This window comes from Cyanobium sp. ULC065 (genome assembly GCF_977927515.1).
The window spans coordinates 1674017-1698780 of the sequence record NZ_OZ376393.1 but is presented as its reverse complement, the minus strand read 5'-3'; the positions used below and the strand labels follow the sequence as shown (position 1 = coordinate 1698780).

32 protein-coding genes are annotated in these 24764 nt (G+C 65.6%); 13 read left to right on the top strand and 19 right to left on the bottom strand.

Annotation, left to right across the window (positions count from 1 at the left end):
- The first annotated feature begins 266 nt into the window (after positions 1–266).
- On the top strand, positions 267–392 hold the full coding sequence (locus ACXMDP_RS08300; RefSeq protein ID WP_259729490.1) for a hypothetical protein: 126 nt from the start codon (positions 267–269) through the stop codon (positions 390–392).
- 312 nt (positions 393–704) lie between these two features.
- Here ACXMDP_RS08300 and ACXMDP_RS08295 read toward each other — a convergent pair whose 3' ends face one another.
- Positions 705–1574, bottom strand: coding sequence for a hypothetical protein (locus ACXMDP_RS08295; protein ID WP_259729491.1), 870 nt, complete (start codon positions 1572–1574; stop codon positions 705–707).
- A 625-nt stretch (positions 1575–2199) separates the two neighbouring features.
- On the opposite strand from ACXMDP_RS08295, the gene ACXMDP_RS08290 reads away from it, so the two are divergent.
- From ACXMDP_RS08290 to ACXMDP_RS08280, 3 genes are read left to right on the top strand one after another with little or no spacing between them, the layout of a single operon-like run.
- The gene (locus tag ACXMDP_RS08290; RefSeq protein WP_399232985.1) at positions 2200–3513 is read left to right on the top strand and encodes a glutathione S-transferase family protein; all 1314 of its coding nucleotides are present in this window, start codon (positions 2200–2202) and stop codon (positions 3511–3513) included.
- Complete coding sequence (locus ACXMDP_RS08285) at positions 3510–4238, top strand: DedA family protein (RefSeq protein ID WP_259729492.1); 729 nt, start codon at positions 3510–3512, stop codon at positions 4236–4238. The genes ACXMDP_RS08290 and ACXMDP_RS08285 overlap by 4 nt, the downstream gene beginning before the upstream one ends.
- Before the next feature lie 19 nt (positions 4239–4257).
- Positions 4258–4890 (top strand): DUF2808 domain-containing protein, encoded by a 633-nt coding sequence (locus ACXMDP_RS08280; protein ID WP_259729493.1) that lies wholly within the window; start codon positions 4258–4260, stop codon positions 4888–4890.
- Here the strand turns inward: ACXMDP_RS08280 and ACXMDP_RS08275 are convergent.
- From ACXMDP_RS08275 to ACXMDP_RS08260, 4 genes are all read right to left on the bottom strand, one after another.
- Positions 4869–5345: a cupin domain-containing protein gene (locus tag ACXMDP_RS08275; protein WP_259729494.1), complete on the bottom strand. Its 477-nt coding sequence runs from the start codon at positions 5343–5345 to the stop codon at positions 4869–4871. The genes ACXMDP_RS08280 and ACXMDP_RS08275 overlap by 22 nt on opposite strands.
- Complete coding sequence (locus ACXMDP_RS08270) at positions 5345–5818, bottom strand: VOC family protein (RefSeq protein WP_259729495.1); 474 nt, start codon at positions 5816–5818, stop codon at positions 5345–5347. Before ACXMDP_RS08270 ends, ACXMDP_RS08275 begins: the two co-directional genes overlap by 1 nt.
- A gap of 70 nt (positions 5819–5888) precedes the next feature.
- A complete protein-coding gene (locus tag ACXMDP_RS08265; protein ID WP_259729496.1) occupies positions 5889–6371 on the bottom strand; it encodes a hypothetical protein in 483 nt (160 codons plus the stop codon).
- Between the two features lie 37 nt (positions 6372–6408).
- A complete protein-coding gene (locus tag ACXMDP_RS08260; RefSeq protein WP_259729497.1) occupies positions 6409–6708 on the bottom strand; it encodes a hypothetical protein in 300 nt (99 codons plus the stop codon).
- A 226-nt stretch (positions 6709–6934) separates the two neighbouring features.
- On the opposite strand from ACXMDP_RS08260, the gene ACXMDP_RS08255 reads away from it, so the two are divergent.
- Positions 6935–7645 (top strand): BMC domain-containing protein, encoded by a 711-nt coding sequence (locus ACXMDP_RS08255; RefSeq protein WP_094510844.1) that lies wholly within the window; start codon positions 6935–6937, stop codon positions 7643–7645.
- 65 nt (positions 7646–7710) lie between these two features.
- On the opposite strand, the gene ACXMDP_RS08250 is transcribed toward ACXMDP_RS08255, so the two are convergent.
- The 3 genes from ACXMDP_RS08250 to ACXMDP_RS08240 all read right to left on the bottom strand — a co-directional run bounded on the left by ACXMDP_RS08250 (position 7711) and on the right by ACXMDP_RS08240 (position 9498).
- A complete protein-coding gene (locus tag ACXMDP_RS08250; RefSeq protein ID WP_457767215.1) occupies positions 7711–8232 on the bottom strand; it encodes a non-canonical purine NTP pyrophosphatase in 522 nt (173 codons plus the stop codon).
- A 77-nt stretch (positions 8233–8309) separates the two neighbouring features.
- Positions 8310–8699: a hypothetical protein gene (locus ACXMDP_RS08245; RefSeq protein ID WP_259729499.1), complete on the bottom strand. Its 390-nt coding sequence runs from the start codon at positions 8697–8699 to the stop codon at positions 8310–8312.
- A 139-nt stretch (positions 8700–8838) separates the two neighbouring features.
- A complete protein-coding gene (locus ACXMDP_RS08240; RefSeq protein ID WP_259729500.1) occupies positions 8839–9498 on the bottom strand; it encodes an NAD(P)H-dependent oxidoreductase in 660 nt (219 codons plus the stop codon).
- Between the two features lie 76 nt (positions 9499–9574).
- Here ACXMDP_RS08240 and ACXMDP_RS08235 point away from each other — a divergent pair, with 76 nt between their 5' ends.
- Both ACXMDP_RS08235 and ACXMDP_RS08230 read left to right on the top strand, forming a co-directional pair.
- Positions 9575–10402 carry a hypothetical protein gene (locus tag ACXMDP_RS08235; protein ID WP_259729501.1) on the top strand — a complete coding sequence of 276 codons (828 nt, stop codon included), beginning with the start codon at positions 9575–9577 and terminating at the stop codon, positions 10400–10402.
- Between the two features lie 158 nt (positions 10403–10560).
- Positions 10561–11133 carry a peroxiredoxin gene (locus ACXMDP_RS08230; protein ID WP_094510848.1) on the top strand — a complete coding sequence of 191 codons (573 nt, stop codon included), beginning with the start codon at positions 10561–10563 and terminating at the stop codon, positions 11131–11133.
- A 154-nt stretch (positions 11134–11287) separates the two neighbouring features.
- Here the strand turns inward: ACXMDP_RS08230 and ACXMDP_RS08225 are convergent, their stop codons facing one another.
- Together ACXMDP_RS08225 and cysT are read right to left on the bottom strand one after the other, a co-directional pair.
- The gene (locus tag ACXMDP_RS08225) at positions 11288–12163 is read right to left on the bottom strand and encodes a sulfate ABC transporter permease (RefSeq protein ID WP_259729502.1); all 876 of its coding nucleotides are present in this window, start codon (positions 12161–12163) and stop codon (positions 11288–11290) included.
- 103 nt (positions 12164–12266) lie between these two features.
- Positions 12267–13136: a sulfate ABC transporter permease subunit CysT gene (cysT, locus tag ACXMDP_RS08220; protein ID WP_259729503.1), complete on the bottom strand. Its 870-nt coding sequence runs from the start codon at positions 13134–13136 to the stop codon at positions 12267–12269.
- Between the two features lie 122 nt (positions 13137–13258).
- Here cysT and ACXMDP_RS08215 point away from each other — a divergent pair, with 122 nt between their 5' ends.
- Complete coding sequence (locus ACXMDP_RS08215; protein WP_259729504.1) at positions 13259–14323, top strand: sulfate/molybdate ABC transporter ATP-binding protein; 1065 nt, start codon at positions 13259–13261, stop codon at positions 14321–14323.
- Between the two features lie 25 nt (positions 14324–14348).
- Here the strand turns inward: ACXMDP_RS08215 and ACXMDP_RS08210 are convergent, their stop codons facing one another.
- Together ACXMDP_RS08210 and ACXMDP_RS08205 are read right to left on the bottom strand one after the other, a co-directional pair.
- On the bottom strand, positions 14349–14558 hold the full coding sequence (locus ACXMDP_RS08210; protein ID WP_259729505.1) for a hypothetical protein: 210 nt from the start codon (positions 14556–14558) through the stop codon (positions 14349–14351).
- The gene (locus ACXMDP_RS08205; protein ID WP_259729506.1) at positions 14555–15109 is read right to left on the bottom strand and encodes a Crp/Fnr family transcriptional regulator; all 555 of its coding nucleotides are present in this window, start codon (positions 15107–15109) and stop codon (positions 14555–14557) included. The genes ACXMDP_RS08210 and ACXMDP_RS08205 overlap by 4 nt, the downstream gene beginning before the upstream one ends.
- Positions 15110–15303: 194 nt before the next feature.
- Here ACXMDP_RS08205 and ACXMDP_RS08200 point away from each other — a divergent pair, with 194 nt between their 5' ends.
- The 3 genes from ACXMDP_RS08200 (at position 15304) to ACXMDP_RS08190 (ending at position 18364) form a co-directional block, all read left to right on the top strand.
- On the top strand, positions 15304–16368 hold the full coding sequence (locus ACXMDP_RS08200) for a sulfate ABC transporter substrate-binding protein (RefSeq protein ID WP_259729507.1): 1065 nt from the start codon (positions 15304–15306) through the stop codon (positions 16366–16368).
- Positions 16369–16491: 123 nt separating this feature from the next.
- On the top strand, positions 16492–17547 hold the full coding sequence (locus ACXMDP_RS08195) for a sulfate ABC transporter substrate-binding protein (RefSeq protein ID WP_259729508.1): 1056 nt from the start codon (positions 16492–16494) through the stop codon (positions 17545–17547).
- Between the two features lie 7 nt (positions 17548–17554).
- The gene (locus ACXMDP_RS08190; protein WP_259729509.1) at positions 17555–18364 is read left to right on the top strand and encodes a class II glutamine amidotransferase; all 810 of its coding nucleotides are present in this window, start codon (positions 17555–17557) and stop codon (positions 18362–18364) included.
- A gap of 75 nt (positions 18365–18439) precedes the next feature.
- Here the strand turns inward: ACXMDP_RS08190 and ACXMDP_RS08185 are convergent, their stop codons facing one another.
- From ACXMDP_RS08185 to ACXMDP_RS08170, 4 genes are all read right to left on the bottom strand, one after another.
- Positions 18440–18871 (bottom strand): Rrf2 family transcriptional regulator, encoded by a 432-nt coding sequence (locus ACXMDP_RS08185; protein ID WP_259729510.1) that lies wholly within the window; start codon positions 18869–18871, stop codon positions 18440–18442.
- 93 nt (positions 18872–18964) lie between these two features.
- Positions 18965–19201, bottom strand: coding sequence for a chlorophyll a/b-binding protein (locus ACXMDP_RS08180; protein WP_094510857.1), 237 nt, complete (start codon positions 19199–19201; stop codon positions 18965–18967).
- Positions 19202–19500: 299 nt separating this feature from the next.
- Positions 19501–19641, bottom strand: a complete 141-nt coding sequence (locus ACXMDP_RS08175) for a chlorophyll a/b-binding protein (RefSeq protein ID WP_094510858.1) — start codon at positions 19639–19641, stop codon at positions 19501–19503.
- A 131-nt stretch (positions 19642–19772) separates the two neighbouring features.
- The gene (locus ACXMDP_RS08170; protein ID WP_259729511.1) at positions 19773–20240 is read right to left on the bottom strand and encodes a TspO/MBR family protein; all 468 of its coding nucleotides are present in this window, start codon (positions 20238–20240) and stop codon (positions 19773–19775) included.
- A 96-nt stretch (positions 20241–20336) separates the two neighbouring features.
- On the opposite strand from ACXMDP_RS08170, the gene ACXMDP_RS08165 reads away from it, so the two are divergent.
- A complete protein-coding gene (locus ACXMDP_RS08165; RefSeq protein ID WP_259729512.1) occupies positions 20337–20723 on the top strand; it encodes a hypothetical protein in 387 nt (128 codons plus the stop codon).
- A 78-nt stretch (positions 20724–20801) separates the two neighbouring features.
- Here ACXMDP_RS08165 and ACXMDP_RS08160 read toward each other — a convergent pair whose 3' ends face one another.
- Complete coding sequence (locus ACXMDP_RS08160) at positions 20802–21017, bottom strand: Nif11-like leader peptide family natural product precursor (RefSeq protein WP_094510861.1); 216 nt, start codon at positions 21015–21017, stop codon at positions 20802–20804.
- Positions 21018–21555: 538 nt separating this feature from the next.
- Here ACXMDP_RS08160 and ACXMDP_RS08155 point away from each other — a divergent pair.
- Positions 21556–22431 carry a lipid kinase gene (locus ACXMDP_RS08155; RefSeq protein WP_457766712.1) on the top strand — a complete coding sequence of 292 codons (876 nt, stop codon included), beginning with the start codon at positions 21556–21558 and terminating at the stop codon, positions 22429–22431.
- 10 nt (positions 22432–22441) lie between these two features.
- Here ACXMDP_RS08155 and ACXMDP_RS08150 read toward each other — a convergent pair whose 3' ends face one another.
- Positions 22442–23227, bottom strand: a complete 786-nt coding sequence (locus ACXMDP_RS08150) for a methyltransferase domain-containing protein (RefSeq protein WP_259729514.1) — start codon at positions 23225–23227, stop codon at positions 22442–22444.
- Between the two features lie 115 nt (positions 23228–23342).
- The gene (locus tag ACXMDP_RS08145; protein ID WP_259729515.1) at positions 23343–24746 is read right to left on the bottom strand and encodes a TrkH family potassium uptake protein; all 1404 of its coding nucleotides are present in this window, start codon (positions 24744–24746) and stop codon (positions 23343–23345) included.
- Positions 24747–24764 lie beyond the last annotated feature (18 nt).

Sequence of the window (24764 nt, the reverse complement as noted above, 5' to 3'; positions counted from 1 at the left end):
GGGTGTGAGCTTACCTCTCGAAGGGATCAACTCCCGTTGCCGGGCTGGCGACCGGACAGGCGACAGGCTGCGCTGTTGAGACCAACTACGATAAGGGACGGTGGGGTACTTGAGCCGAGCGGTCGATAGCGAGGAGCAACCGAATTAACCGGAACTTCCGATAGTCCGGCGAGCAACCCTCAGCAGCAACCTCTTTACGTTACGCGTCTGCAGCCGGTTCAGATCAAGATGAACTACTCGGCCTTGTGCTGCTGTTCAGCGCCGGCTTGTTCGCGTTTTTCCTGATTCTGAACGTGGCGGCTCTTCTGGCGCTGAGAGTTCGGGAGCCCGTTTGGGTGTTGAGCGCCATCGGCTCCGTCTACGGCGCTGGCTGGCCCGCTGCCGCCGCCTGAGCCTGGCGGTGATGGTGGGCTTCCTGATGCGGCGGCCCAGCCGCAAGGAGCGTTCGGAGCAGCGGCGCCAGGAGTGGTTCGAGCAGCCAAAGCAACAGCGCCTCGACCGCGAACACGCGGTGGCGATGAAAAGCTTCCGGGAGATGGCTCAGGCCAATCGCAGGGCCACAAGACAGCGCAGTGAACCGCTTCCCAGGAGTCCGAACAACCCCGCAGCCATGGATCAGCCGACCGGGTGGCGCCGCTGGTGGCCGGCCGGGTGGAGTCAGAAGGCTGGGGACCCACGCTCTTGCCGGAGAGCAGCCGATCGACTCAGGCGGTGAGGGGCAGCAGGCTCTTGCTGGAGAGCAGCAATTCCTCTTCCAGTCCCTGGCGCAGGTCCTGAGTGATCTGTTGCATCAGCAACTTGAAGGCCGGCTGCTGATCGGCATAAGTGGCGCTGTAGACGATGCCGATCACGTCCTCATCGATGGGAACCTGATCCAGCACGCAATACGACTGCGGAGTGCCCAGGCCTCTGACCTGCAGCTGGTTGATCACCCGGGCCACGTTGTGCTCGTGGCTGCGCGGTTTGCGGATCGTGGCCGGGAGAATGCGGTAACCCTGAGTTTCCAGACGCCGTACCAGGCGGGGATGGTGAAGAGTTGGCTCCAGTGCCAGGCGTTCAAACCCCTTGGCTCCGATCTTCGCCGCCGCTTGCCGCGGTGCGACTCGCCATAGGGGCGTGCGCACAAGTGCTTCAGCCAGCATCGGCTGGCCCTGAAACTGCACAATCTTGCGGCCCCGCTCCAGCTCAAGCTCATACAGGGAGCCGATGAAGGCATCACAAACCCGCTCACCCAGCAGCTGAAGGCTGCGTGAGATGTCCGAGTGGGTGCGGGCCCAGCGCTCCAGCCGGAAGCCATTGATGCCAAGCGGAACGAAGGGATCGGCCTCCAGCCGGCACACGCCTTCAGCCGTACGGATCTTCTGTGCTGCGGTGCGAAGGGTGTCGAGCAGATCAAACAGGTGGCGGCTCTCTGCCTCGGCCAGCAACGCCTCCAGGCAGCGGTGGGCGCGATTGAGGGTGGCCTGGGAGTACCTGCAGTCAGCGGCGGCCCGGTTACAGCTTCCTGAATACGTGCACAGTTCGTAGAGGGGAAGCCACCGCATCACCATCCTGGTGTCGAGCCGTTCGTTCATGCGGGCGGGTAGCCAAACAAAACACCTGACACCACTCAACAGGTTGATGGGGCGTTTTTCGTATTATTGCTCAGAACATGACCAGCTTTAAGCGAGTATTCGGAAAATCGCCAATTCACGGAGTTTATTCATAATCGCAATGTGTTTGCAGCCTGCTAAGTCAAATGCTTTCACGCAGCTTAAGCCCTTCCACAGTGCACTGACAGCGCGGGAGCTGTGGCAGACGGGCTAGAAGCAAAAATGCACAATTCCGGGGCCCCGACTGCCAAAAACTTCGGCTTCAGGTGGTGCGCCTGTGGGGATCTAGCTGTCAGAACGCATAGAGCGGGACTCGGAGTACCCGATCCAGGCGTTCACGTCGCTACGTAGCAAATGATGCACGCATCTGTGCCATTTAAGAGGCTGAAGATTGCTGCAGTGGCTATTAGAGAATTTACCCAAAGTGTTGTCCGCGATGGATACCGGGCCCTAGCCAGCGAGCCAAGTCATCCGAGAGAACCGGCAGATCCTGCGTGCAGGGGGCTGGTCAGCCTCCTATGGCGCCGCAAGGTGCCGCAGTGGCGCCCCCCGCACGCTCTGACTGACCCTGCCCTCTACCGTTAAAGGCCGCACTCCACCACGTCCCTTGCCGGGCCCTTCCACCATTCCCTTTAGCTGGCCGGAGCTGGAAGCGCTGGCACCTGACTCCCCCGACCGGGTGGAGGGTCCGTGCAATGCCCAATCGCGGCTGCGATTGTTCGGGCAGCCGGAGAGTGCCGTGCGCGTCACCCTTTTCAGGGACCATCACGCCTGGTGCCCCTACTGCCAGAAAGTGTGGCTGTGGCTGGAGGAGAAACGGATCCCGTACCGGGTCCGCAAGGTCACGATGTTCTGCTACGGCGAGAAGGAGGCCTGGTACGGGAACCTGGTGCCCTCCGGCATGCTGCCTGCCGTCGAGCTTGATGGCCGCCTCCATACCGAGAGCGACGACATCCTCGCGGCGTTGGAGCAGGCCTTCGGGCCTCTCGGCGATGGGCTGCTGAATGCGCGCGTGCTGCCCTTGCGCCAGCTGGAGCGGGAGCTGTTCCGGGCCTGGTGCCTCTGGCTCTGCCGGCCCGGCCTCACCCCCCGCGCCGAACAGCTCGCCGCTGAAGCCTTCGATCGGGTGGCCGAACGGGTGGATGGCGCCCTCGCCACCACTGCCGGCCCCTATTTCCTTGAACGCTTCGGCACCGCCGATGTGGTGTTCACTCCCTACATCGAGCGCATGAGCGCCAGCCTTTACTACTACAAGGCCTATGCCATCCGGCAGCGGCACGGCGCCATCGCCCGCTGGTTCGAGGCCATGGAAACCCGGGAGACCTACCGGGGCACCCAGAGCGACTTCCACACCCACGCCCACGACCTGCCACCCCAGATGGGGGGGTGCCACCCCAGCGGCACGCCCGCCCAGCAGGCAGCGGCCGAGCGGGTCGACCATGGACCCTGGCCGCTCGGTGCGCCCGATCCGGAAACTTCTGTCCCCGAGCCCGCCGGTGCGGCAGCTGAAGCGCTGCAGCGGGTGCTGCGCCACCGGCACACCCTGGCCAGGGTGAATCCCGCCCCAGCCGAAGCCTTCGATCTGGCGCTGCGCTGCGCGCTCACAGCCCTGGCGCGCGACACGCCCTGCCCGCTGCCTGCCGCGATCGATCCCGCTGCCGTGATGGGTCTGCGCTATCTGCGCGACCGCATCAGCGTGCCGCGGGACATGTCGCTCCATGCAGCCCGGCGCCTGCGTCAGGCGCTCACTGCCACCGCCGACTGCGCCATCGTGGCGATGGCGGAAGGTACGGCCGCTGCCATTCCCGCTGCGCCGGCACTGCCGTTGCGCCACCGCCGCGACCAGAATCCCGCCGCCTTCCATCGCGACGCGACGCTCACCAGCGACAGCCGCAGCGTGGCAGGGCGGAACCGGCCATGACCATCAGCCTGGAGCTGCTCGCACAGCTGCCTCTGGCATTCACCCTGCCGGACATCAGCACCGAGCAGCTGCAGGGGCTGCTGAGCCGCTGGGGCTACCTGGTGGTGTTTGCCGGCATGCTGCTGGAGAACGCCGGTCTGCCGCTGCCCGGTGAAACCCTCACCCTGCTGGGGGGCTACGCCGCCGGCAGCGGCCAGCTGCAGGTGGGGGGTGTGATCGGCGCCGCCCTGGTGGGTGCGGTGATCGGCGACAACCTGGGCTATCTGGTGGGGCGCTGGGCCGGCTGGACGCTGGTGCTGCGGGTGGGCCGCCTGCTGGGCCAGCGGCCCGAGCAGATGGAAGTGCTGCGGCGCCGTTTCCTCCGCCATGCCGATGCCTCGGTGCTGCTCGGGCGCTTCGTCGCTGTGCTGCGGGTGATCGCCGGTCCCCTGGCCGGAGCCGTTGGCATGCCCTACGGACGCTTCCTGCTGTTCAACTTCGCCGGTGCCGCCCTCTGGTCCACCACGATGGTGTCCCTGGCCTGGCTGGGCGGGCGCTGGATTCCCCTGGATCGCATGCTCTCGAGTGTGGTGGGCTTCGGCCTCGGCGCCCTGCTGCTGATCGTGCTGATCCTGCTGTTGCCCCGCCTGCTCAGCCGGCTGGAATCGCCCCTGCTGGAATCTGCCGCGCCGAAAGCCGCAGTGCCCCCCGGCAATGCCGGCCCCAGCGACCCTGCCACCCCCTGAGGCGCTCCGCGCTCCGCCCATGCTCCATCCCACCCGCAGGCGCCTTGGCGTCCTCTCAAGCACCAGGCGATTCAGCGACAGCCAACGCCGCCTTGCGCCGGCAACGGGAGCGTTGGTGGGCCTGGCGCTGCTGCTCGCTGCCGCGCTGCCCCCGGCCACGCTTGAGCGCCAGGCAGCAGCGGTGGAAATCCGCGGCTCCACCTACTTCGTGAAAGCCCCGTTTCAGCTCAGCCTGATCACCTACAGCTCGAACGTCTCCCAACCCTGGCCGGAGTACTACCTCACGATTCCGATGCCGGAGCAGGCCGGTGCGGCGCTGGGTGCGCTGGAGGTTCAGCAGATCGGTGGTGCCGACTGGCAATTCGACTTCGACGCCAGCCGCACCCGCGCCTTCATCGGCAAGCCGCGCCGCGAAGGCAGGCCCGTGCCGGTGGAGGCAAGCTTCGATGAGGCGCGGCGTCAGTTTCTGATCCGCTTCCCCCAGCCGCCCATGCCCGGCGAAACCGTGACCGTGTCGCTACGGCCCGTGCGCAACCCGATCGTGGCCGACACCTACCTCTACACGGTGCGGGCGTTTCCGGTGGGGCCGCAGCCGGTGGCCAGCCCCGTGGGGGTGGGCCGGGTGCGCATCTACACCCCCGACTGGTATTGATCCGGCTGCGGCAGCAGGTCTTCGCTGCTCTGGTGCAGCTCGAAATCCTCGAAGCTGAAGCCCGGCGCCACGCAGCAGTGCACCAGGGTCCAGGCGCCGCTGCTGCGGGCCGCCTGCCACCAGCCGGCCGGGATCAGCTGAAACGGCGCCTGCTGCGGACGGTCCGGGTGGCGCGGGCCGAGTTCGAGCTGCTCTGTCGGCGCGATGGCGGGATCCTCTTCCCCACGCCAGAGCAGCAGCGGCGCTCCGGCCAGGTGATGCCAGCTCTCCTCGGCGCCGTTCACCCGGTGCCAGCGGCTGGTCACCCCCGCCGGCAGCAGGAAATGAATGACGGTGAAGGCGGCGCGCGCGGCGCCGTCCTCGCGGTGCACCTGCAACGGCGAGCGATGGATCTCCCGGTAGAAGCCGCCCTCCGGGTGGGGCAGCAGGTTGAGCTCGGCGATCAGCTCGTTCATCACGGCGGCAGGGGGGCAGGGGACGGGGCGGTTTCGCCCACCCGATCGAGGTCGGCCAGGCCGAGCACCGCCTCGGGATGGAGATACCACTTGAATTCCAGCCAGTTGCCGGCCGGATCAATCAGGAAGAAGCTGCGGTGCTCCAGCAGCTCGCCGGCAAAGCGGGTCTTGGCAGAGACCCCGAAGCGCAGCTGCTGCTGCCGTGCCCGCTGCTCAAGGGCCTCATAGTGGCTGGCGTCGGCAACAATCAAGCCGAAGTGGCGCGGGTAAATGCCCCGCTGCGGCGGATCAGACCCCTCAGCACCCTTGGCCGGCACCAGATGGGCCACCAGCTGATGGCCACCGAGGCCCAGCACCAGGGCCGTGGCGCTGCGGCGGCCGCGCCGGCAGCCAAGCCCCTCCACATACCACCGTTCGGTGGCGTCGAGGTCGAACGCCGGAAACGACAGATGGAACAGCGCCTGCGCGGTCATGAGGGGAAAGCGCCTGCGCGGTCATCACAGAGTGGGACGCACACGCTCGGACCAGCCTGGAGGCTTGCGTTCAGAGCCGGCGGCGGAAGCCTTCGCTGAAGCCCGCGTTGGAGGAACGCTCGTCGTCGCTGGAGCGGCGCAGTTGCCAGACGTTGCGGCCGATGCGCTCGGCCACCACACCGGCACGCCGTACCCGGGGAGCGCCGGGGCGGGCGCCCAGCAGCAGACCCACCTCATGGGTGGAGAGGGGAGCGCCGGTGCTGATCGCCAGCGCGATCGCTTCGAGCCGCCCCTTCAGCGACTGGAGCTGCACCGGGCTTTCCAGATCGAAGCCATCGGCCTGGGCCACCGGCAGGCCGATCGCCGCGCCGCCCATGCCGCGCATCAGACCCAGACCCACCACCGCCAGCGCCTGCTCCGGCTTGACGCCCTGATCGATCGCGCCGGCGATCCAGCTGGCGAACGACCCATCCCCGCCGCCGTTCGGGTCGCGCGGGATCGGCGTGGTGGATCCGGTGGTGGCAGCGGCGGAACTGGTGCGCTTGGTGGTCATGACCGGAAAGAGACACACGTGGCCGGAAATTACCGGTTCAACTGCGTCTCAACCAGTGGGGGGCGCCACTGAACCAGTCGCCGATGTCATCGTGATCGGGATGAAATGGGGCTGCAGGATCGGGATCGGCAAGATCCAGATCGCTCAGCAGGTGATCCAGGCCATCGTCTGCGTCGTGCAGACGCCGCCGCTCGGTTCGGCGCACCCAGCTGGCCACGGCGCCATCGCGGCTGGCGAACTTCTGGAGATAGATGCGTTCCTGCAGGGTCACCGGTTGGGCCGCTTCGATGCGGCGCAGGATGGCTTGCAGCTTCAAGCGGGTGGTGGGGGTGAGCATGGCGAGCGATGCAGCGGCAGGCCCCTGTGATAGCGGCGCTGGCGGCCGCTGCTGTAGCCCTTCCCACCGAGCCCCGCGCAGCCAGGCCCGGTGGGGGCTGAACGGTAGGATCCGCACCAATTGAACGCCCCACGTCCAGGGGAATCGGCCTGCGGTGCACAGGCGCGGCGGAGGCGAATCCAGCCGATTGCATCCCGTCCGCCGATCGATCCCACTGCCAGCGAACGTGTCCTTCAGCCCCGGCGACTCCAGAGCGCAGCCCGCCCGCCGGTCCAGCCTCACGCGTCTCACCGGCAGCCACAGCCCCTCGATTCAGCTGGGCGCGGAGATCGAGCTGAGGGCTTATGTGTTCCTCGATTCGCTGCAGCCCCAGCTGGCGGCCTACATGGGCACGGTGTCGCAGGGGTTCCTGCCGATCCCCGGCGATGCCTGCCTCTGGCTGGAGGTGGCACCGGGCATGGCGGTGCACCGCCTCACCGACATCGCCTTGAAGGCCAGCACCGTGCGGCTCGGCCAGAAGGTGGTGGAGCGGGCCTTCGGCTCGCTGGCGCTTTACCACCGCGATCAGAGCAGCGTGCTGCTCTCCGGCCAGGCGGTGGTGGATGCCATGGGCACCACGGTGGAGCGGCGCGGGCGCTGCGAGGTCACCTGGTCGGAGATCATCCGCGCCATCACCCCTGACCATGCGGTGCTGATCAACCGCCAGAACCGCCGCGGCTCGATGATCCAGTCGGGCATGAGCATGTTCATCCTGGAAACCGAACCGGCCGGCTACGTGCTGATCGCCGCCAACGAGGCAGAGAAATCGTCGAACATCACGGTGGTGGATGTGAAAGCCGTGGGCGCCTACGGCCGCCTCACCCTTGCGGGCCGCGAAGGCGATGTGGACGAAGCCTATGCCGCAGCCATGCGCGCGATCGAGGTGATCAACCGCTAGCTGCAACCCTGGCCGCAGGGTGTGCGCTGGTGATCCGCTGCGGCAGGCTCCGAAGCCGGCAGAGCTCAGACGCCCAGCAACCGGCGCAGCTGCGGGGCCAGCTGGCGGGCGGCCTTGGCGCGGCTGCCGAGCTTCTCAAGCTGATGGGTGCTCATCTCGGCCAGCGTGCAGCCGGCCTCGCGCACATGCAGCAGCGTGTTGTAGCCGTAGCCGGGGGCCTGCACCGGGCGGGTAAGGATCTCGCCGCGGCAGATGCCCTCGGCTTCCAGCACGGTGCGGCCGCTGGGATCCGCCAGCGCCAGCGCCGACACGATGGCGGCGCTGCGGTAGGGGGTGTCACCAAGCTCCTGCAACAGCCGGCTGATGCGCTCGGCATCGCTGGGGGCGTAGCGGGCCGAGTAGATGCCCGGCGCGCCGCCCAGGGCATCGACACACAGCCCGGAGTCATCGGCCAGGGTCCAGCGGCCGGTGAGGGCGGCCACGGTTTCAGCCTTGAGCCGGGCGTTCTCGGCGAAGGTGGCGCCGGTTTCCTCCACCTCGAGCCCATCGGGCTGGGGCAGCACCTGCAGACGCGCCGCCTCCAGCATCGCCGCAAGCTCGCGGATCTTGTGCCGGTTGCTGCTGGCGATCACAAGCACCGGCCCCCCATCCCCAACGGCGCGGATCACCGGCTGGCGGGAGCCGGGGCACGCTTCTGACGCGGCAGCGGACCGTCGCGGTCGGAGCGGAAGATCAGCTCCAGGCCGGCGGCATGCAGCGGCAGCAGATCAATCAGGGATTGCAGGGTCTGGCGGGTAAGCGGTGCGCCCTTGGTCATGGCTTCGCCGCTCATCAGCACCACATCCAGTTCGGGGCCATCCGACTGGGGCTGCACATCGGCGAACAGCTGCACCGCCAGGCCTTGGGGCGGCACGCGCAGCAGGCCACTCAGGTGGACGGGCCCCTGCTGATCGATTTCGGTGCCCAGCTGAACGAGCGCAGGCAGCAGAACGGGAATCAGATCCTGTTCCGCCGCCGGCCCGCGGGGCTTGAGAACCATGATCAATCGAGCCATGGGGGTCAGCGAATCCCCGCATCTTCGCTCAGCGTTCGCCCAAGCTGTCGCTGGCGCGGGCGAGCGGGGAGGCCAGCCAGAGGGCTGTGGCTCAGCCCGGAGTGGCAGCGGCATGCGGCGGCTGCGCAGGCCGACGCCTTCAGCGGTGCTCGATCAACTCCGCGGTGGAGTAACGGATCTTCGCCAGGCTGGCGTACTTGTCGTCGGCGGAGCGGTAGCCGGCGGCGCACACCACCGCGCTGCGGTAGGGGGAGGCTTCAAGCCCCAGCAGCCGGTCGTAGTCGGGGGGAGAAAAGCCCTCGATCGGGCAGGTGTCGATGCCGAGCAGCGCGGCCGCCGTCATGAAGGTCCCAAGGGCGATGTACAGCTGGTTGGTGGACCACTGATCGATCAGGGCGCTGCGGGGACCATCGAGCAGGTCTTTCTGCATCATCGAGCGATAGAACGCCAGCTGCTCGATCGGCTGCTCGCGGATCGTGCTGGTGGCCTCGATCAGGCGATCGAGATCGGCACCATCGATCGTGCGCTTGGCCAGGAACACCACCAGATGGGAAGCGTCGGTGATCTGCGACTGGTTCCAGGAGAAGGGACGCAGCTCACTGCGCAGGGCAGGATCCTCGATCACCAGGAACTTCCACGGCTGCAGGCCGTAAGAGGAGGGGCTGAGCACCAGCGACTGCTCAAGGTTGCTCCAGAGCTCAGCGGGAATGGTGCGCGCCGAATCGAAGATCTTGGTGGCGTAGCGCCAGTGCAGAGCCTCCAACACGGTGAGGGGGTCGGTGGCGGGAGTGGGAAGCATGCAAGCTGGTGCCGGGTTGAGGCGATTCTGGCCACAGCTGGTGGGTTTGGCCGGCCGTGATCGATAGGCTGAGCCAATGGAAAGGCCGCCTGGCTCTGATCGGGAGGCGCTAGGGCAGAAGCGCCAGTGGGAGCTCAACCGGGCCAACTTCGATGGCCACTGGCAAGGGCCCACCCGCTGGTATCTCCGTCAGCCCAGCGGCTTTGATTTCCAGCGGCCTTCGCTGGAAATTCCTCAGAGCACCTATGCCATTGCGTTCAGCGATGCCGACCACGGCACCTGGCACGGCACCGGCCTGCGCTTCGCCCCTGGCAACGAGCGGATCCTGCCGCTCAGCCGCAACACTTACAACAGCAGTGGCAGCTGCTGGCAATTCCCCGGGGCGGGAGGCCAGTCGAGCCTGACGATGACCAGTGACGTGGCCCGCTGCGGCCACGAGATCAACCTGTTCAGCGGCCGCTCCCGCTCGATGCTGATCGCTCTGTTTGAGCCGATGAGTGACGGCGCCGTCCAGCTTGAATCGGTTGGCGCCACAGCGTTCCGGTGCCAGCGGGGCGAGATTGATCCGCCCCGCGCCCCGCTCGCCTCCGCCGCCGAACTGCTGGAGTGGGTCTGCGGCTGGCCGGGGGAGCGGCGGGTGCTGGAACCGGGCGTCTGGCCGGAGGCCAGCCCTGCCGCAGAACCGATCGCTGGCTTCGAGCCGGCTGCATTCGCCCTCCATTGCCACACCGCCGCCTTCGACGACAACCTGGTGTGCTCGCTGCCCGATCGCCTGCCCGCCGGACCCTTTCAGCTCCAGTTCGGCTGCCTGCTGCGGGCCGATCACTTTGCGCAGGTCTGCCTCAGTTTTGACGCCGCCCATCACCTGAGCCGCTGGGAGTTGAGCCGGCACCAGCCACCGTGAGCGCAATGACCCACTTGGCGAACCCTGCAGCGCTGATGGGCTGAGGAGGTGGCGAAAACCGACCCTTCACGCCGCTTATCCGAAATGACTATGACTTAATCTGACCGTGACGACGCCCCCAGGCGTTGCAGCGATCTGTACGTTCCGCATTCCCTTTCATGGCTGTCATCGACCGTGTTCCCAGCGTGATCTTCAAGACACGCGTGCGCGACGAATCCGTGGAGGGCCCCAACCCCTTCCGCTGGCAGGATCTGAGCACCGACGACCTGTTCAAGGGCAAGAAAGTGGTGGTGTTCTCCCTGCCTGGGGCCTTCACCCCCACCTGTTCCTCCAACCACCTGCCCCGCTACGAGGAGCTCTCCGCCGAGTTCCAGGCCCTAGGTGTGGATCAGATCGTGTGCGTCTCAGTGAACGACGCCTTCGTGATGTACCAGTGGGGCAAGCAAGTGGGCGCCGACAAGGTGTTCCTGCTGCCTGACGGCAACGGCGAATTCACCCGCAAGATGGGGATGCTGGTGGAGAAGAGCAATCTGGGCTTCGGTCTGCGCTCCTGGCGCTATTCGATGCTCGTCAATGACGGCACGATCGAAAAGCTGTTCGTGGAGCCCGGCTACGAAGACAACTGCGCCAGCGACCCCTTTGAAGTGTCGGATGCCGACACCATGCTCGCCTACCTGAAGGGCACCCAGTCGCCCGGCGTGTCGGCACCGGTGCGTGCCTTCGTGGGCTGATCGCCTCAGCTGAGCTTCCGGGCTCACGTGTTCTGCTTGCCCAGCGCCAAAACCGCTGGGCTTTTTCTTGGCTGAAGGATGGTTGAGGACAACGATGGCGACCCGCGGAATTCTTGAATGCCGGGCTGAATCCTTGAGCGCCTGGTGGCACCTGTCAGCTGATCGACTCCGGCTCGGGAACGCTCTCCTTGCGGGCGCCACCGATCAGCTGCTCCACGAACAGCTTCAGCAGCAGTGATACCAGGCCGGCGCCGGCCAGCACCAGGGCCGCGCCATAGGCCAGTTCGGTGTTGTACTGCTTGTAGGCATCTTCGACGAACAGCGGCAGCGTCTGGGTCTGGCCGGCGATATTGCCGCTCACCACGGCCACTGCACCGAACTCGCCCAGAGCGCGCGCTGTGGTGAGGATCAGGCCATACACCACCGCCCAGCGCACCGAAGGCAACGTCACCTTCCAGAACACCTGCCAGTTGGAGGCGCCGAGGGTGCGCGCCGCCTCTTCCTGGTCCCAGCCTTCCTCCTCCAGCAGTGGAATCACCTCCCTGGCCATGAACGGAAAGGTGACGATGATCGTGGCCAGGGCCATGCCGGGCCAGGAAAAGATGATCTTCCAGCCCAGGCTGCTGACCACACCACCGAGCAGTCCTTTGGTGGGGCTGTAGAGCAACACCAGCATCAGGCCCACCACCACCGGTGAGATCGAGAAGGGAAGGTCGATCACACTGAGCAACAGGGCTTTGCCGCGGAACTGACGCCGAGCGATGGCCGTGGCCGCTGCCAGTCCGAAGATGGTGTTGGCCGGCACGGCGATGGCGGTGCAGCGCAGTGTCAGCATCACCGCCGAGCGCAGTTCCTCGGATTGAAAGTTCTCGATGAAGGGTGCCAGCCCCTTGGCGAAGGCGCCGGCCACCACCTCCAGAGCTGGCAGCAGGATGATCACCCCCACATACAGCATGGCGATCACGGGAATCAGGCTGGCAGCCTGAAACTTGGGCAAAGGCAGGCGCAAACCACGTAACGGTGAAGGCATCGGAATCTCAGGGGAAAAGATCAATTGCTGACTGGATTGAATGGGCTGAACGCAGCCAGGGGGCGAATCAGAGACAAGGAACTGATCGCAGTCAATGGGCCGTTCAGGCGCCGGTGGCTGGGTTGGCTTCCCAGTGGCGTCCCCACACCTGCAGGCCATTGATCATCAGCAGGCTCACCAGCGAGAAGCCGAGCATCACCATGCCGATCACGGTGGCGGCTTCGAAGTCGTATTCCTCCAACTTCTGGATGATCAACGTGGGGGTGATCAGATCCTTGAATGGCACATTGGAGGAGATCATCACCACCGAGCCGTATTCCCCCACGGCGCGGCTGTAGCCCTGGGCCACACCGGCCAGGATCGCGGGCATCAGCTGCGGCAGCACCACCTTGATCAGGGTCTGTCTGGGGCTGGCCCCCAGGCACCAGGCGGCTTCCTCCTGGTCGCGTTCCAGGGCCTCGAGCACCGGCTCCACGCTGCGCACCACGAAGGGCAGGGAGATGAACACCATCGCGATCGCCACCCCCAGCCAGGTGAACGACACCTTCAGGCCGAACAGGGCGAACAGCGGGCCGCCGATCCAGCCGTTGGTGCTGTAGATCGCCGCCAGGGCCAGGCCCGCCACGGCGGTGGGCAGGGCGAAGGGCAGGTCGATCAGGGCATCGAGCAGCCGCCGGCCGGGGAAGCTGCAGCGCACCAGGGCCCAGGCGATCACCAGCCCGAACACCCCGTTGAGCAGGGCGGCCAGCAGCGACAGGCCGAAGCTGACCCGGTAGGTGGCCAGTGCTTCGGGGGTCGTGGCAAGCCGCCAGAACTGATCCGGGCTCACGGAGGCGGCCTTGAGGGCCAGGGCTCCGAGTGGCAGGAACAGCACAAAGGCCATGTAGAGCCAGGTGATCCGCCACGACCAGCTCAACTGCAGCCAGCTGGGCAGCTCCAGTCGTCGGGCTCGGGCCAGCAGGACAGGAGTCATGGCGGAAGACGGCAGCGGTTGGCGGGACCGTATCACCGTTTGCCGATTAGTTCAACGGTACGCCGGTGGGAAATAGGGCTATTGCTGTAGCGTGCGGCGGTCGTTCACCGCCTCCCTCTGTCATGGGCATCCGCGTTGCCGGTGTGAGCAAGCAGTTCGGTTCCTTCCGCGCCGTCGACGACGTCAGCCTCGACGTGGAAACGGGTTCGCTGGTGGCTCTGCTGGGGCCGTCCGGCTCAGGCAAAAGCACCCTGCTGCGACTGATCGCCGGCCTTGAGGAGGCTGACGACGGCCGCATCTGGATCACCGGCGAAGAAGCCACCAGCCGCTCGGTGCAGGATCGGCAGGTGGGCTTCGTGTTCCAGCACTTCGCCCTGTTCAAGCACCGCAGCGTGCGTCAGAACGTGGGCTTCGGGCTTGAGCTGCGTGGCTGGAGCCCTGCCACGATTCGACGCCGCGTCGATGAACTGCTGGAGCTGGTGCAACTGCAGGGCTTCGGCAACCGCTACCCCTCCCAGCTCTCCGGCGGCCAGCGTCAGCGGGTGGCACTGGCCCGGGCGCTGGCCGTACAACCCCGTGTGTTGCTTCTGGATGAACCGTTCAGCGCTCTCGACGCCAAGGTGCGCAAGGAACTGCGCGCCTGGCTGCGCAACCTGCACGACGAGATGCACGTGACCACGGTGATCGTGACTCACGACCAGGAAGAAGCCATGGAGGTAGCGGATCGGATCGTGGTGATGAACAACGGCAGGGTCGAGCAGATCGGCTCCCCCGCGGAGATCTACGACCAGCCGGCCAGCCCCTTCGTGATGAGTTTCGTGGGAGCGGTGAACGTGCTGCCGGCCCATGTTCCGCTGGCCCCCAGTGGTGCCGCTGTTGCAGGCGGTGCCGCCGAGGCGGCCGCTGCTGCCGTTGCAGGCGAGCAGCAGCAGAAAGGCGATCTGTTCATCCGCCCCCATGATCTGGAGCTGCACCGCACCGCCCAGAGCGGCAGCGTGCCGGCGGTGCTGCGCCGGCTCACTCACATGGGCCGTGACATCCAGGCCGAACTGGTGCTCGGCAGTGGCGAGGTGGTGATGGCCCAGCTGCCGCGCGAACGCATCGACTACCACGACCTCAAGGCCGGCGATGCCCTGCACATCACCAGCCGGGAAGCGCGCACCTTCGTGTCCGACTTCGTGATCTGAGCCTCAGCTCCGGGCGGGCGTGGACTCACGGGGCCAGCCAGTGGCGCCATAACTGCCGTTGCTGACACTCGGGCGGGCGCGGTGGCAGCGCACCTGGCCGGGCCTGATGGAGCAGCAGGCGGGCCAGGCCCTGCTCCTGAACCAGCAGTGCGTCCAGCACGTCCTGGCGATCGCGGCTGTCGAGCTCGCCGTCGCGGCCCCAATGGAGGCACCAGGGTGGGGTGACGGCGCTCATGGCTGGCGGGGGATCAGCAGATCGTTGTCACCCACGGCGACGAGGCGGCCTTCGGCGCGAAAGCGGCTGAGCAGTTTGGTCACGGTGACGCGCGTGAGGCCGCAGAGTTCGGCCAGACCGCGGTGGGTGAGGTTGAGCTCACTCAACGACAGGCGGCAGCCATGGCGGTTGATCTGCCCATGGGACCGGGCAATCCAGGTGAGCAGCGTCAGCAGGCGGCGATCGCCGGCGCGGATGCGCTGGATGGTGAGCAGTTCGGCCAGCATCTGGCGTTCTCTGCGCAGGTGCTGCTGCTGAAGCCCGGGCTCAAAGGTGATGTGCTCCACCACCACGGTGGTGAGGCACTGCAGTTCGAGGGGCTGGATCGCGGGATCCTCAGAGGTGATCACCTCGCCAGGCCCCCAGAGGCCGAGGGCGAGGCATTCGCCTTCGAGATCCCAGGCCACAGAACGCACGTAGCCCTCATGCAGGCGCCAGCTCATCGCTTCGGGGAGCACGTCCTGAGGGTGGAGCGTCAGCTGCAAGGGGCTGTGGTGCAGGGAAGGTGTCACGGTGTCGGCGGGCGATGGGGTGGCGGTTCGGGCACGGCGAAAGCGAGCAACAGGGGCATTCGCGACGAACAGGCCATGGGGGGCAAGCAACTGCCGGAGACTATGACTTATTCCCGATCGAGGTACCGGTATTTTGAGGCACACCACCTCAGGCGTAGTCGCCATAACTTGTGCAAGTTCCCGATCGACGAACCGTGGTTGATTCTTCGACGCCGACCCCCTTGCGGCGCCGCCAGTTGCTGCTCACCGGACTGGCCCTCCTGCCCCTGACGGCCGGTGCCGCCGTCCACCTGCAGGGCTCCATCGCCCAGGCCCAGCAACCGCCCAAGCCGATCACGCTCACGGTGGTGTCGTATGCGGTGACCAAGAACGCCTATGACCAGATCTTCCGGCTGTTCGCCGCCGACTGGAAACAGAAGACCGGTCAGATCGTGACCTTCCGCGGCAGCTATGGCGGCTCCGGCAGCCAGGCCCGTGCCGTGATCGATGGGCTGGAGGCCGATGTGGTGAGCCTGGCCCTGGCCGCCGACACGCTGGCGATCGAACGGGCCGGCCTGATCAGGCCGGGCTGGCAGAACCGACTGCCCAACAATGCGGCACCGATCCACTCCACCGTGGTGGCCTTCGTGCGCAAGGGAAACCCCAAACGGATCAACAGCTGGGCTGATCTCGCACGCCCTGATGTGAATCTGGTGGCTGCCAATCCCAAAACATCAGGGGGCGCCCGCTGGAACTTCGTGGCCCTCTGGGGAGCCGTCACCCAGTCGCCGGGCGGCAGCGAGGCCAAGGCCAGAAGCTTCATCCGGGATGTCTATAAGAACGCCGAAGTTCTGCCAAAAGATGCCCGCGAAGCCACCGACTTCTTCCTCAAGCGCAACCAGGGAGATGTGCTGCTCAACTGGGAAACCGAAGCGATCCTGGCCAGGCGCAAAGGGGAGTGGAAGGAACCCTGGAAAACCTTCTCTCCCAATGTGCTGACGGCCCAACCTGTGGCCGTGGTGGACATGGTGGTGGACCGGCGCGGCAGCCGCAGGGTGGCGGAAGCCTTCACCCGGTTTCTGTATACCGCCCCAGCTCAGAGAGTGTTCGTGGACAATGGCTTTCGGCCCGCCACCGCAGCCGGCAAGGCCCTGGCCCGGGGAAAATTCCCAGCCTTCAAGGCCTTCACGATCGACACCTTCGGCGGCTGGCCTGCGGTGACCAGCAAGTTCTTTGCCAATGGCGCCATCTGGGATCAGATCTTCCGCGCCACCCGCTGAGCAGCGGCGCCAGTCCCAGTTTCAACTCCAGCCCCAGCCCACGCGGTCTGGGGCCCATGGCTTGAGCACAGTTTCCGATCGGATTGCCGTGGTATCTTCACGGCGAGTTTCCGACCGGAATACGTGGTTAAGTCTTCCCTGCGCCTGCTCGCCCTTTCCGCAGCAGGTTCCCTGCTGCTGCTGACCAGCTGCGCCGGCTCGACGCCAGCCCCGGACGCCGCTGGCGACGCGGCCGGCAGCGGCGGCGAACGGCAGGAGCTGTTGCTGGTCAGCTACGCCGTCACCAAAGGCGCCTACGACCGCCTGCTGCCGAAGTTCATCGCGTCCTGGAAGGAGAAAACCGGCCAGGAGCTCGCGATCAAAACCAGCTACGGCGGCTCCGGCACCCAGACCCGGGCAGTGATCGATGGCCTCGATGCCGATGTGGTGACCCTGGCCCTGGCCGCGGACGTGCACAAACTCGAGGCATCAGGATTTGTGGATCCCGGCTGGGAGAAGGAGTTCCCCAACGCGAGCATCATCACCAACTCCGCCGTGGCCTTCCTGGTGCGGCCCGGCAACCCCAAGCGCATCGCCAGCTGGGCTGATCTGAACAAGCCCGGCCTCACGGTGGTGACAGCCAACCCGAAAACCTCCGGGGGAGCCCGCTGGAACTTCCTGGGCCTATGGGGCTCGGTCACCCAGACCGGAGGCAGCCAGCAACAGGCCGAGAAGTTTGTCTCCAGCGTCTACAAGAACGTCGATAACCTGCCCAAGGATGCGCGCGAAGCCTCCGATGTGTTCCTCAAGCGCGACCAGGGTGATGTGCTGTTGAATTACGAAAACGAAGCGATCCTGGCCACCCGCAGTGGTGTGCTCAAGGATCCCTTCGTGGTGCCGGAGCTCAACATCCGCATCGAAGGTCCTGTGGCCGTGGTCGACAAGGTGGTGGAGCGCAAGGGCACGCGCAAGGCCGCCGAGGCCCTGGCCGCCTATCTGTTCAGCGAAGAGGCCCAGGCCGTCTTTGCCGAGGAGGGATTCCGCCCCACCAACCCCACGGTCTGGGCGCGCGTGAAGGGTCGCTTTGCCCCAGTGAAGACCTTCTTCACGGTGGCCGACTTCGGCGGCTGGCCCAAGGTGAACAAGGAGTTCTTCGGCGACGGCGGGCTCTGGGACCGTCTATTCGCCAACACCCGCTGAGCCGACCATGTGTGAGCTGCTGGCCCTGAACGCCAATACCCCCACCGACATGGGCTTCTCCTTCCGGGGGCTGAGCCGCCGCGGGGGCGCCACTGGCGAGCACGCCGACGGCTGGGGGCTGGCCAGCTTCACCCCCGATGGCCATGGCCTCACCGTGCTGCGGGAGGACGCCCCCGCCGCCTTCTCCGCCCTGGCGGATCAGCTGGCGGAGCGCTCCCCCAAGGCACTGGTAAGCATCGCCCACATCCGCAAGGCCACCCGCGGTGTGGTGGCCCTCGACAACTGCCATCCCTTCTCCCGTTCCTGGCAGGGCCAGCGCTGGGTGTTCGCACACAACGGGGATCTGCAGGGGGAGATTCCGCTGGGAGATCAGCACCGCCCCTGCGGCAGCACCGACAGCGAAGCAGCCTTCTGCTGGATCCTGGAGCAGCTCGATGCAGCCCAGCCCGACCCGGAGAATCCCGACGCCCTCTTCGAGTTGTTGCACCACTGCGCCGCCGTGCTGGCGCAGAGGGGCACCTTCAATGTGCTGATCAGCAATGGCCGCTGGCTGTTCGCCAGCGCCACCACCCGGCTGCACTGGCTCACCCGCCGGGCGCCGTTTGGCAGGGCCACCCTGGCCGATATGCCCCTGCAGGTGGATTTTTCCTCCGTCACCACTGCCAACGACGTGGTGACGATCCTCAGCACCGAGCCGCTCACCACCGATGAGCAGTGGCAGCCCTTCGCGCGCGGGGAATCGATGCTGCTGATCGACGGGGAAATCCGGCGCCGCCTGCAGCCCTGCAGGAAGGAATTGCAGAGCCTTCAGGTGTGAGCCAGGCGCTCAGGATTCACCACTATTCCCACAGCTCAGGCTGCTGATAGAAGCCCACAAGTCAGCAGCGAGCACTCAGATGAAAAACATCGGCTGGGGCTGGAGCCGTTTGTTTCGCTCCACCAGCAGATCGGCCAGGGTGGTGCTGGAGAGCAACGATGCGCGCGCCTCATCCAGCTTCTGATCCAATGCCTTGAGCACCTGAAATTCCGGGTCGTCGCGGGCGCCCTGGCGCTCATTGCTGGATTCACCTTCCAGGCAGATCTCCACCGCCGCAATGGTGATATCACCAGGCGGCCGGGCCAGCTGGAAACCACCGCGCGGTCCGCGGATGCTGGTGATAAACCCATCCTTGCGCAGGGCCGTAAGCATCTGCTCGAGATAGCGCACCGGAATGCCATGCCGGCGACAGATGTCACCAGTCTGCCGCAGTTCACCGGTGCCATGGGCATCGGCCAGATCGATCAGGGCGATCAGGCCGTATTCCGTTTTCGCGCTGAACGCCATGGCCCTTGTCACCGACGTTCCACTGTGCCAGGCAAAGGACACTTCACCAGTAGGAAAGCCTGCCCAGGCCTGAGCACGAGCTGGCCTCCGGGCTCAGAAGCAGAACGGCAGGAACTGGGTGCGGCAGGCGACGTAACCGTCGACGAGCGGACCGAGGCCGATCTGGTGAGCGATACCGGCGCCGGTGAGGGCCTCGGTGAGGATGCCGATCACGATGCCGAGCATGGCGGCGCGGCCATTGAAACGCTCGGCGCGCTGGAGCTGCTCCATGTGCAGCTGCTGCTCATCGCGCTCGGGGGCGTAACGGGCGTTGATGGGGGTGTTGGTCATGGCTGGAGGGGCGGGGGATCGGGTGAGCGGGAGAAAGAGAAACGCCAGCCTGGGTGCTGCAGGTCTGGCGAGGAAGAGAGCGTCAGCCTGAAAGCGGCCGTCAGTCGGAAGCCGGAGCGGGCTGGAGCAGGGCGCCCACCAACCAGGTGCCAAACAGAACGAGAGCGAGGCTGGCGGTCATTGGCTTTTCGAGGCGAGGTCGCTGGGGCGGGTGAGCATGAAGGTCACCATGCCGGTGAGCACCACCACGAGGGCGAAGACAGCGGCGATCGAAGCGGTGTAATCGGTGTCCATGACGATCAGGAGAGGCCGAGCTGGGAAAGGATGCCCTGACCGGTGAGCAGCTCGGTGCCGAGCCCGATCACGAAGCCGAGCATGGCCAGGCGGCCATTCCAGGTTTCGGCGAAGGCGACAAAACCGAAGCGGGAGGATTCAGCCATGGGGTGTTGCGGAATGTTTCATTGACTGTAACAGATTGTGAAGGAGCATGGGCGGCCCACCGTTTCCGTCGGCTGGGAGGTCAACCGAATCCTTGACCTCAGGGCTTCAGCAGGACGTGGGCTGGGTGGGGTCACTCAAAGCGTTGGGGGCGTCCGTTGTTGAGCTGCTGCATCTGCCAGGTCACGAAGGTGCCCACCGGGCTCCAGAGCAGATACGGCACCAGCAGCAGGGCCGCCAGCCCTGACATCTGCAACACCACCACGGTGAGCGCCAGACCCCACACCCAGCCGGCGAATCCCACAGCGGTGCCGTTGGCGAGGCGGCGCGTGCGGCAGATCAGCCAGGTGTAGCTCTGAACCAAGACCAGAAGCCCGAAGTAGCCCGCCATCAGCCCCCAGCTCAAGCTGGCGTTCCAGGCCAGCAGCGCCGAGGCATAGAAGCAGGCGTAGATCGCCACCCAGATCGCCGGAATCAGGCGCTCAAAGGTGAGCCAGGTGGGACGGCGCAGGCGGATGAACCAGGCGAACTGGTCCCGTCCGGGGTTGAGCAGCACCCCCACCGCCACCATCACCAGCAGGATCAGCAGGGCAGCGACCATGGCGCTCGAAACAGTCCGCTCCAGCCTGGCGCGCCCTTCGCCCCATGGGCCCCACCGCGACCGCTCAAGCTGGACCCGGAGTCTGTGGATGCTGCCGTGGCTGATGCGCCCTATCTGATCTGTCTGGCCCTGCTCGAGCAGGGAGGTCAGCGGGCCATGCCGCTCAATGGCCTCTCACAGAAGGAGGCGATCGCCCCAGGCTCAGGCCCGGGCGAGCCGGGCAAGACCCTGGCCCTGGAGCTGCTGGTCCGCCTATGGCAGCGCAGCGACGCACAGCCGATGAGCCGTTGCGGCGGCGACGCCAGCCTGCTGCTGCTGCAGCTCCCTCTGCCAGTGATGCAGGAGCAGCTGCCAGCGCTCAAGGCCCGCTGGATCCGCGATGGCGACACCGCAGTGCTGCTCGATCAACTGCGCCAACGGGGCGAAGGACTTTGGCGGCTGAGCCTGGCCCGCTACGAACCGCTCACCTTCACAGCACTGTGAAGGCTCAGAAGGAAGGGATGACGTTGGATGCAGGGGCTCACAGTGCTGGGCCTTGCTGTGCTGGGCCGTGGTGTGCTCTCAGCTGTATTCGCCAGGCACGTCGTTCTTGCGTACCGTCACCTTGTCGAATTTCTGGCCGGACGCCCGCAGCAGTTCGTCCCCTGAGAACTCAAAACCCAGCTTGATGGCGATCTGAGCCACGTCGTCGGCTGTGGAAGCCGCCAGCACCTGCTGCTTCAACGCCGCGTCGTTCTGCATGCGGAGGAGAAAGGCCTTGAGCTGTTCGCGCGACATGGGGCCCAAGCCAACCTGCCAGCATTGTCCCTGACGGCATGTTGACGGCATCTGACGGCAAGATCAGGTGCAGGCGGAAGCAGGGCTCGGTGCATGGCGCATCGGGCGCAGATCCTGGAGGGGCGCTGGCCATGGTGATCCCTAGTGCTCACAGGCGAAAGGTGTGAACGAAGGCAGGCAAAAGCAAACCGAAGACAAGGCCTACCTAGCAATCGTTGAGAGGATGGTCTGGAAGCTGTGACATTGGGGCTTGATAGGGGCGGGCTGGGTTGGATGTCACTGAATGTCTGATGTCTCAAGCCGGTGATGGCTCAGCGAGTGATGACGCAGCAGGTGATGACTCAGCAGGTGAGGCATTCTCAGTCGTTGCGTTGCTCGCTGTTGCACGTCTTGGCTGAGTACTCACTTGCTCAATACAACCTGGTCGTGTTCTTTTTGGCCGGGCGGCACACAATTCCTCAGCCACCCCTACAGTCGATCAGCGACTTGATCCATGCGCAACGCCATGGCAGACAGATCGGGAAAACCCATCCTCCTGTTGATCAATCTTCACTCCAAGCAGGGGCTTGAACGGTTTGGTGAGGTGGTGGCGGCCTTCAACTCTCTGGGCGTGAGATACATCATCGGTCAGGTGATGCGGTCAGAAGATTTTTCGCACTGCATTCGTTGGCACCAGGACGAGGTGTCTGCTGTGGTGATCGGCGGTGGCGACGGCACCTTGAACCTGGCGATCGATGCGCTGCTGGAAACAAACCTTCCCCTGGGCCTCCTGCCCCTGGGCACGGCCAACGACCTGGCCCGCACCCTGAATCTGCCTCTGACGCTGGCCGAGGCCTGCAGCGTGGTGGCCAACGGACATCGCCAGACCATCGACCTTGGCCGGGTGAATGGCAAGTATTTCTTCAACGTGGCCAGTTGCGGGTTGAGCATCAAGATCACAGATGCGCTCTCCAAAGACCTCAAGAAGCGCTGGGGAACCCTTGCCTATGCGATCGCGGCGGCGAAGGCATTGCTGACGCTGCGACGTTTCGATGCCGAGATCCATATCGATGGGGAGCAGATCCTCCATCGGCGTACCCTGCAGATCGCCGTGGGCAACGGTGTGTTCTACGGCGGTGGGCTCACCGTGGTGCAGGATGCCGCCATCGACGACCAGCGCCTGGATCTCTACAGCCTGGAAATCCCCCACTGGTGGCAACTCTTCTTCGTGCTGCCGGCGTTGAAGTCTGGACGTGGCAACTCCCGTTTCGGCATCCACCGCTGGCAGGGCAGAACCTTCGAGGTGCACACGCGATTGCGGAAGCGCGTCAACACCGACGGAGAGGTCACCACCAAAACCCCTGCCGTGTTTGAGCTGTGCCCCGCCGTGCTCGACGTGTTTGTGCCGGCGCCCACCTCGACGGCGGACGACTGACGCCAGCCGCTTACAGCTTCCGCCCCCAGCTGATCAGCATCAGCACGCCCGCGTAGGCCTCGCCGTCGCGGTAGTGCTCAAGCCAGTCCAGCGCCTCAGGTCGCTCAGCGGCGAGCTTGCGGGCATTGTCCTCAATGCCGAAGAGCAGATCCGATTCCGCGAATCCGTGGGTGGGCAGCCAGATCTCCTCGCGTTGCAGCTCGCCAACACCGGCAGCGCTCAGCAGCTCGGGCAGGGAGCGGCCGATCCAGGGGTTCTGGAACGAACGGATCCAGTCGTGCTGGATGCGCTCACTCACCCCGCTGTGGGGACCACCCAGCAGGAACGTGCCCCAATCGGGTTCAGCGCACAGCACCACCCCGCCCCGGCGGGTGACGCGGGCCATCTCCTTCACCACCAGTTCCGGCTGCGCGATGTGTTGCAGTGCCCGGTCGATGCGCACCGCATCAAAGCTGCCGGAGACAAATGGCAGGGCCTTGGCATCCGCCAGCTGGAAGCTGGCCGTTGTGGCGCTGTGGCGCGTCTGGGCGGCAGCCAGCAGCGTGCGGCTGCAGTCGGCGCCAACGGCACGCGCACCGGCAGCCACCATCTGGACCACATCGTCGCCGAGGCCGCAGGCCACATCGAGCGCGGCGCATCCGGGCACGAGCTGCAGCGCGGCGAGGGCGCGGGCCTTGTAGGCGCGGCCGGCCGGCAACTGGTGCAGGCAATCGAGGCAGCGGACGCACGCCTCCGGTGCAGTGGCATCCACATCCCGGAAGCCAATGGGCAATGGCACGGAGGGGGTGTCGGTCATGGCCGTCCCTCGTTGGGATCCAGCTGCTCACCCAGCCATGCCGCTGGCAGCAGCAACAGCATCAGCAGCGCGGTCAGGCACCGCGGCTCGAAGTGGAGTGGAACAGCTTCCAACGTCAAATGAAGACCTCCTGCTGGGGGTAGCCCACCCGGGAAGGAGGCCTGCTGCCATAGAGGGACTGAAGCAGCAGCATGATCCCCAATCGACCCACAAACATGCCCACCATCAGCACCAACTGGCCCCAACGATTGAGATTGGCAGTAACACCGACATCCAGTCCAACGGTGCAAAAGGCTGACATGCAGGTGAACAGCTTTTCAAGGAAATTGAAAGACTGAGCTGTTGGTTCTCCAGCCGTTGTTGGCCCGAGCCCGAGCAGCAGGGTCATCAGGATCACGAACAGGCCGGAAGCCAGTGCGACGCCAACGCATTTGAACACAATCGACGCGGGGATCTCATGCCGCCCAATGACCACATCCTTGCGGCCCTCAAGCATCGAACGGGTGGTGCCCATGAGCAGAACGAAGGTGGTGGTTTTGATCCCCCCACCCGTGCCTCCTGGGCTGGCGCCGATGAACATCAACACGATCATCAGCAGCAAGCCTGCATCCGAAAGTGTTTCCATCGACAGCGGCACGGTGTTGAAGCCTGCGGTGCGTGTGGTGATCGATTGAAAAATGGTGACCTGAAGCTTCTCCCACAGGCCGAGGGTCATCACCACACCATCAGGAGCAAACTGTTCGGTGAACAGCAGGCCCAGTGCCCCGATGGCGATCAGCAGCAGGGTGCTGCGCAGCACCAGCCGGGTATGGAGGGAGAGATGGCGGATGCGCCTGAGGCGGGAGCGGTTCTCCCACAGATCATTGGTGACCCGCCAACCGATACCGCCGACGACGATCAGGCTGCCAATCACACCGTTGACCACCGGATTCCCCTTGTAGCCCACCAGGTTGTCGGCCCACATCCCAAAACCTGCGTTGTTGTAGGCACTGATGCAGTGAAACATTGAGGCCCAGAAGCGTTCGCCAAGGTTGGTGATGTCGGTGAAGCCAAAGAAGAACAGAATCAGCGTTCCCACTGCCATCACACAGCCGGCTGTGATCAGGATCCGGTGAAAGGTGGGGCCGATGCCGCCCACCCCGAATTCATCCAGCATGCGTCCCTTGTCGAGGCGATGGCGCAGACCGGAGCGGCCCTGCACAAACCCTTGCAGGAAGGTGGTGATCGCCATCAGGCCAAGCCCGCCGGTGATGATCAGCCCTGCCAGGGTCATCTGGCCGAAGAGGGTGAGATCCTTGCCCACATCGATGATCGACAGTCCCGTCACCGTGATCGCCGAGGTCACGGTGAACAGCGCCTGCCAAAGGCCCACGTCGTCGCTGGAGCAGAGCGGCGAGGCCAGCAGCAGTGTGCCCAACGCAATCACCAAGCCGCCGGTCACCACCGTGAACTGTGGCACCGTGAGACGGTGCCGCCAGGCCAGCAGGCGTCCCCATAGCCGATGAACCGAATGCAGCATCACCGGCTCAGGGGGATT

What these genes read in the sequence shown, in the direction of transcription:
- ACXMDP_RS08295 (WP_259729491.1), bottom strand. Translation starts at nt 1,574, where the DNA reads ATGAACGAACGGCTCGACACCAGGATGGTGATGCGGTGGCTTCCCCTC.
- ACXMDP_RS08285 (WP_259729492.1), top strand. Translation starts at nt 3,510, where the DNA reads ATGACCATCAGCCTGGAGCTGCTCGCACAGCTGCCTCTGGCATTCACC.
- ACXMDP_RS08280 (WP_259729493.1), top strand. Translation starts at nt 4,258, where the DNA reads ATGCTCCATCCCACCCGCAGGCGCCTTGGCGTCCTCTCAAGCACCAGG.
- ACXMDP_RS08275 (WP_259729494.1), bottom strand. Translation starts at nt 5,345, where the DNA reads ATGAACGAGCTGATCGCCGAGCTCAACCTGCTGCCCCACCCGGAGGGC.
- ACXMDP_RS08270 (WP_259729495.1), bottom strand. Translation starts at nt 5,818, where the DNA reads ATGACCGCGCAGGCGCTGTTCCATCTGTCGTTTCCGGCGTTCGACCTC.
- ACXMDP_RS08265 (WP_259729496.1), bottom strand. Translation starts at nt 6,371, where the DNA reads ATGACCACCAAGCGCACCAGTTCCGCCGCTGCCACCACCGGATCCACC.
- ACXMDP_RS08260 (WP_259729497.1), bottom strand. Translation starts at nt 6,708, where the DNA reads ATGCTCACCCCCACCACCCGCTTGAAGCTGCAAGCCATCCTGCGCCGC.
- ACXMDP_RS08250 (WP_457767215.1), bottom strand. Translation starts at nt 8,232, where the DNA reads ATGCTGGAGGCGGCGCGTCTGCAGGTGCTGCCCCAGCCCGATGGGCTC.
- ACXMDP_RS08245 (WP_259729499.1), bottom strand. Translation starts at nt 8,699, where the DNA reads ATGGCTCGATTGATCATGGTTCTCAAGCCCCGCGGGCCGGCGGCGGAA.
- ACXMDP_RS08240 (WP_259729500.1), bottom strand. Translation starts at nt 9,498, where the DNA reads ATGCTTCCCACTCCCGCCACCGACCCCCTCACCGTGTTGGAGGCTCTG.
- ACXMDP_RS08235 (WP_259729501.1), top strand. Translation starts at nt 9,575, where the DNA reads ATGGAAAGGCCGCCTGGCTCTGATCGGGAGGCGCTAGGGCAGAAGCGC.
- ACXMDP_RS08230 (WP_094510848.1), top strand. Translation starts at nt 10,561, where the DNA reads ATGGCTGTCATCGACCGTGTTCCCAGCGTGATCTTCAAGACACGCGTG.
- ACXMDP_RS08225 (WP_259729502.1), bottom strand. Translation starts at nt 12,163, where the DNA reads ATGCCTTCACCGTTACGTGGTTTGCGCCTGCCTTTGCCCAAGTTTCAG.
- cysT (WP_259729503.1), bottom strand. Translation starts at nt 13,136, where the DNA reads ATGACTCCTGTCCTGCTGGCCCGAGCCCGACGACTGGAGCTGCCCAGC.
- ACXMDP_RS08215 (WP_259729504.1), top strand. Translation starts at nt 13,259, where the DNA reads ATGGGCATCCGCGTTGCCGGTGTGAGCAAGCAGTTCGGTTCCTTCCGC.
- ACXMDP_RS08210 (WP_259729505.1), bottom strand. Translation starts at nt 14,558, where the DNA reads ATGAGCGCCGTCACCCCACCCTGGTGCCTCCATTGGGGCCGCGACGGC.
- ACXMDP_RS08190 (WP_259729509.1), top strand. Translation starts at nt 17,555, where the DNA reads ATGTGTGAGCTGCTGGCCCTGAACGCCAATACCCCCACCGACATGGGC.
- ACXMDP_RS08185 (WP_259729510.1), bottom strand. Translation starts at nt 18,871, where the DNA reads ATGGCGTTCAGCGCGAAAACGGAATACGGCCTGATCGCCCTGATCGAT.
- ACXMDP_RS08180 (WP_094510857.1), bottom strand. Translation starts at nt 19,201, where the DNA reads ATGACCAACACCCCCATCAACGCCCGTTACGCCCCCGAGCGCGATGAG.
- ACXMDP_RS08175 (WP_094510858.1), bottom strand. Translation starts at nt 19,641, where the DNA reads ATGGCTGAATCCTCCCGCTTCGGTTTTGTCGCCTTCGCCGAAACCTGG.
- ACXMDP_RS08170 (WP_259729511.1), bottom strand. Translation starts at nt 20,240, where the DNA reads ATGGTCGCTGCCCTGCTGATCCTGCTGGTGATGGTGGCGGTGGGGGTG.
- ACXMDP_RS08160 (WP_094510861.1), bottom strand. Translation starts at nt 21,017, where the DNA reads ATGTCGCGCGAACAGCTCAAGGCCTTTCTCCTCCGCATGCAGAACGAC.
- ACXMDP_RS08150 (WP_259729514.1), bottom strand. Translation starts at nt 23,227, where the DNA reads ATGACCGACACCCCCTCCGTGCCATTGCCCATTGGCTTCCGGGATGTG.
- ACXMDP_RS08145 (WP_259729515.1), bottom strand. Translation starts at nt 24,746, where the DNA reads ATGCTGCATTCGGTTCATCGGCTATGGGGACGCCTGCTGGCCTGGCGG.